The organism is Paenibacillus sp. MZ03-122A, from assembly GCF_024213325.1.
Lineage (GTDB): Bacteria > Bacillota > Bacilli > Paenibacillales > Paenibacillaceae > Paenibacillus > Paenibacillus polymyxa_B.
Genome location: NZ_JANAVI010000035.1, coordinates 1 through 4,298, shown reverse-complemented (window position 1 = coordinate 4,298; position 4,298 = coordinate 1). Strand labels below are relative to the sequence as shown.

Here is a 4,298-nt window from a genome sequence, read left to right as displayed (position 1 = left end):
GGGATGTAGCTCAGCTTGGTAGAGCACCTGGTTTGGGACCAGGGGGTCGCATGTTCAAATCGTGTCATCCCGATACTGATTTGCGGGTGTAGTTCAATGGTAGAACTCCAGCCTTCCAAGCTGGTAGCGTGGGTTCGATTCCCATCACCCGCTTTTTGCTATAGCGGATTCTTGTTGCCTCAGTGGTGACACCTTATAAATAAAGAGAGCCTGTCTGGGGACAGAGCTCTCTCTTTTTTTTGTATTTATCCTCATGTAATCCACAATGTGTTGATTATCCATAATCTTCGGTATCGGTGTATATCGTTCTGATCATACAACAGGCATACACCGATAACCGATTTAGTGGACAGTTTTTACACGGGAATGGTCAGCTGGATGGAGGTTCCCTTGTCTGGAGCAGAGGTTATGCTCATAAATCCCCCTACCCCTCTAGCTCGTTCTTCCATACTGAACAATCCAACTCCCTCTCCTTGGGACTTTCCAGAGAATCCAATGCCCTCATCCCGAATGGTCACTTGTATCATTTCATTTTGATCCTCAACGTCGACATATGCCTCTGCTACATCTGCGTATTTGGCTACATTCGTTAATGCCTCCTGTACAATCCGATAAATTGCAATTTCCTTGCGAATATCAACCCGTTTACGTAGATTGCATTGAAAATGCACCTCAATCCCGTAATGAGAACAGAAGTTTTCAATATAGGTTCTTATGGCTGGGACGACACCCAGATCATCCAGAACTGAGGGACGAAGTTCCCACGCTAGACCACGAACATCTTTGATGATGTCGGTCACCTGCGAACGAAGATTCTCCAGAGTAGGACTAGGTTGTTCGGCAAGTTGGCTATCCAATTGGATGATAAGTGAAAACAAGCTTTGCCCTATCCCATCATGCAGCTCTCTTGAAAAGCGTTTACGTTCTTCTTCCTGTATTTGCATGACTTGCGTCATCATAGACTGGAGTTCTGCTTCTACTTTCTTCAGTTTAGTGACCTCATTGCGGATCGCTAAGTACTGATAGGGTTTACCTTCCTCATCCATAAACGGAACGATCGTAGTATTCACCCAATAGTAGCTGTTATCTTTAGCACGATTACGTATTTCTCCTTGCCATACCTTACCTGAACGGATCGTAGTCCACAGGTTTTTCATGAAGGCAGAGGTATGATAGCCTGAATTAATAAGACGATGATCCTGACCGATCAGCTCTTCACGACTGTATTGCGAAATCTCACAGAACTTGTCGTTTACGTACTGAATAATACCTCGATGATCGGTCAAAGCAACGATGGAAGACGTATCTAAAGCAAATTTCAGATTGGATAATTGGTGGAGTGAGTTACGCAGCGCATGAAGAAAAGGGGATTCTGGTATATAAATTTCCAGATCATTCAGCAGTTTATCGGTTGATTCACCAAAGGCATGCTGCAGTAAAGGGTTAGAAGGTTCATTCATAATGGAGCAGCCCCTTTTTTAGTGCGAATTTGACTAGCTCAGGTCGTGTTTTCAAGTTAAGCTTCTCCATAAGATTGCTTTTATGGGACTCTACGGTTTTGACACTAATCACCAGGTGCTCGGCAATTTCCTTGTTGGCATATCCTTTGGCTACCCAGGATAGAATCTCTTTTTCCCGCTCAGACAAAGATTCATAGGGTCCAGCTATGCCTTCCTGTTTGATTTTGTCCAGATATTCACTCATCAGTCGTTTGGTTGCATTCGGGTACAAATAGGCACTACCTTCGGCCACAGACTGGATGGCAGCGAGTAACTCCTCGTGAGGTGCGCTTTTTAAAATATATCCGGATGCTCCAGCTTGAATGGCTCGGAACAGATATTCTTCATCGTCATGCATCGTTAAAATAAGGACTTCTGTATCGGGCAACTGTTTTTTTAATTCAGTAGTTGCCGTGAGACCATCTTTGCCAGGTGGCATGCTAAAATCCATGAGTACGACATTAGGTTGTAGCTCTACTGCTTTGCGGATCGCCTCATCCCCGTCTGCTGCATCTCCTACGACCTTAATACCATTTTTGCCGTCCAATAGGGCCATGAGGCCAGAACGTACGACAACATGATCATCCACTACTAGTATACGAATCAATTTGTCATCCCCTCGAACGGTAAAAAAACCGTGCGTTTTGTCATAATCATAGCAAATTTTAGGGATTTCAATCAACAAAGATAGTTAGGGACAGCCCTATCAAGTATTTTATGAGTTTTATTATCTACAGAAACATTGTTGATCTATGGAGTGAGAGGGTAAGCACATAGTTGGCTAAGGCGTTGAGCGACTTGAGTGGCCTCGGCCACATCAGACTCTGTGAACGTCCTCACATCACGATTACCAAGAAGCAGCACACCGTTAGGCAGATCCCCTGTGCTGGAAAAGGGAATAGCAACAGCAGAGTGAAGCTGCTCGGCCAGCATTAGTGCACACTCCTGACGCAGACGTATACTACCTGATAGTAAAGCACTTACAGTCACGATACGTCCCAAGCGAACAGCCATCCCGGCAATACCATGGCCAATCTTAAAAGAAATAAGGCGATAGCGATTGCTTCGGTTGCCGGAGGCGTAATACCAATGCAGCTTACCACCCGACTTGGACATAAATGCAAGGGCAGTGAGATCACTATAAATAGTATCTCTTAACTGGTTCAGTTCTTTTCGCATTTCATCCGTTATTTGTAGCATAGAAGACACATCCTTTTTCATAACCAAACTATATCTCTAATTCATTGTAGTTCCGACAGTTACAAAAGTAGATCAGGGAACCCCCTGATCTATAGGCGCAGGAAACACTGAGTTTTCATGAGGTCGGGTAAGGAGTAAGGAAAAGGTCGATAAATGGGGCGTTAGCTTACCTCGGAAGTGATATTTATCACAGTAAATCAGGGAGTAGGAAGGTATAAAATCAGGTGTTCTCCCGATAACAACCCAGGCATTAAAACATTATGATATAGATATCAGGTAAACACGAGGAGGACGCTAACATGCAAGCCACTTGTATGGAACGGTTTGGGGACGAAGCGGAACGCACGGGAATTCAGATTTATTTGACAGAAGAACATTTTGTTCTGCTAAAAGATATTATGTCCTGGAAGAAGGTAAAGGCAGGCGTTATGCTTTTCCGAGAAGGCGATGATGCAGAGCAGCTTTATTATATACATTCAGGTCATGTTAAACTTCGTAAATCGACAGAAGATGGTAAAGAACTGATTCTGACCATTCAGCATCAAGGCGACTTAATAGGGGAATTTAGCGGGATAGATGGAGAAGAGTATAGTTGCACTGCGGAAACAGCCGATGTGTGTGAGTTAGGCGTCGTGCTTGTTAAGGATCTGGAGTCGCTCTTGTCCAAAAATGGGGAAATGGCACTTCAGTTCATCCAGTGGATGGCGATGAAGCAACGCATTATGCAATCGCGTTTTCGGGACTTACTGTTGTATGGTAAAACTGGAGCGTTAGCATCTACATTGATCCGTGCTAGCAATACATGTGGCGTGGCTGTGAAGGATGGCATTTTACTAAATATGAAGCTAAGTCACTCCGAATTAGGTGAGATGATTGGAGCGACGCGAGAGAGTGTGAACCGGATGCTGAGCGCGCTGAAAGAGCAGGGAACCCTAGATACAAGGGATGGAAAGATTGTCATTCACGATCTTAAGGTATTACGTGGCATGTGCTGCTGTCCTTCGTACGGCCAATGTGCCCATGAAATTTGTCGCCTCTAATATATGAATACCATTAGGCGGGGTCCAAGAGACTTCGCCTTGCTGCATGTTTTCTAACAATCTAGTACATGGGGTAACGAACAACATAGATTAGAAAAAAACTAATCAATGTCGTATAGCGGCTAATTACCAATAAAATGTATTTATATTAAATGGAACTGAACACATGACATTTTATGAACTAGCTGTTTTGAAGTAACAGTGGAGCTAATAATGGTTGACTAAAAGGTGGAAGGGATTTTAAGGTTAAAAAAAGGGATTATTTACAAGTTGCTTTCTATTGCTGAAAATGATATATTATTTGAGCTGACAACAAAACAGCAGTTTCAAAAGCGAAAAGCTTGGGTGAAAATGATCCTCAAAAAAGAAAAAAACTCCTTGCATTTTTGAAACGAACATGATATGATCTTATAGCTGCTGAAAAAAATGCGGCGAAAGAGAAATGTTTGATCTTTGAAAACTGAACAACGAGTGAGTAAAACGATTTTGTTCGCAAAATCAAACAAGAGATATTTTTATCTCGTCAGTTTCAACATGAGCTTATCGCTCTTTCTATAAA

Annotated in this window: 4 protein-coding genes and 2 tRNA genes; 3 read left to right on the top strand and 3 right to left on the bottom strand. The window is 43.0% G+C overall.

Features of this window, described 5'->3' with window-relative positions; genetic code table 11:
* Together NLX74_RS25390 and NLX74_RS25385 are read left to right on the top strand one after the other, a co-directional pair.
* Window positions 1-73, top strand: a tRNA-Pro gene (locus tag NLX74_RS25390).
* 9 nt (window positions 74-82) lie between these two features.
* A tRNA-Gly gene (locus NLX74_RS25385) sits at window positions 83-153 on the top strand.
* A 203-nt stretch (window positions 154-356) separates the two neighbouring features.
* Here NLX74_RS25385 and NLX74_RS25380 read toward each other — a convergent pair.
* The 3 genes from NLX74_RS25380 to NLX74_RS25370 form a co-directional block, all read right to left on the bottom strand.
* Window positions 357-1,460, bottom strand: coding sequence for a PAS domain-containing sensor histidine kinase (locus NLX74_RS25380; protein ID WP_254330917.1), 1,104 nt, complete (start codon window positions 1,458-1,460; stop codon window positions 357-359).
* Complete coding sequence (locus NLX74_RS25375) at window positions 1,453-2,106, bottom strand: response regulator (protein WP_016818376.1); 654 nt, start codon at window positions 2,104-2,106, stop codon at window positions 1,453-1,455. The genes NLX74_RS25380 and NLX74_RS25375 overlap by 8 nt, the downstream gene beginning before the upstream one ends.
* A 143-nt stretch (window positions 2,107-2,249) precedes the next feature.
* The gene (locus NLX74_RS25370) at window positions 2,250-2,699 is read right to left on the bottom strand and encodes a GAF domain-containing protein (protein WP_254330916.1); all 450 of its coding nucleotides are present in this window, start codon (window positions 2,697-2,699) and stop codon (window positions 2,250-2,252) included.
* A 299-nt stretch (window positions 2,700-2,998) separates the two neighbouring features.
* Here NLX74_RS25370 and NLX74_RS25365 point away from each other — a divergent pair, with 299 nt between their 5' ends.
* Entirely contained in the window at window positions 2,999-3,739 is a 741-nt protein-coding gene (locus NLX74_RS25365; protein WP_061832126.1) for a Crp/Fnr family transcriptional regulator, read from the top strand.
* The last annotated feature ends 559 nt before the right edge of the window (window positions 3,740-4,298 follow it).

Excerpts from the sequence above, each read along its gene's own strand:
- NLX74_RS25380 (WP_254330917.1), bottom strand. The coding sequence starts at position 1,460 with ATGAATGAACCTTCTAACCCTTTACTGCAGCATGCCTTTGGTGAATCA.
- NLX74_RS25370 (WP_254330916.1), bottom strand. The coding sequence starts at position 2,699 with ATGCTACAAATAACGGATGAAATGCGAAAAGAACTGAACCAGTTAAGA.
- NLX74_RS25365 (WP_061832126.1), top strand. The coding sequence starts at position 2,999 with ATGCAAGCCACTTGTATGGAACGGTTTGGGGACGAAGCGGAACGCACG.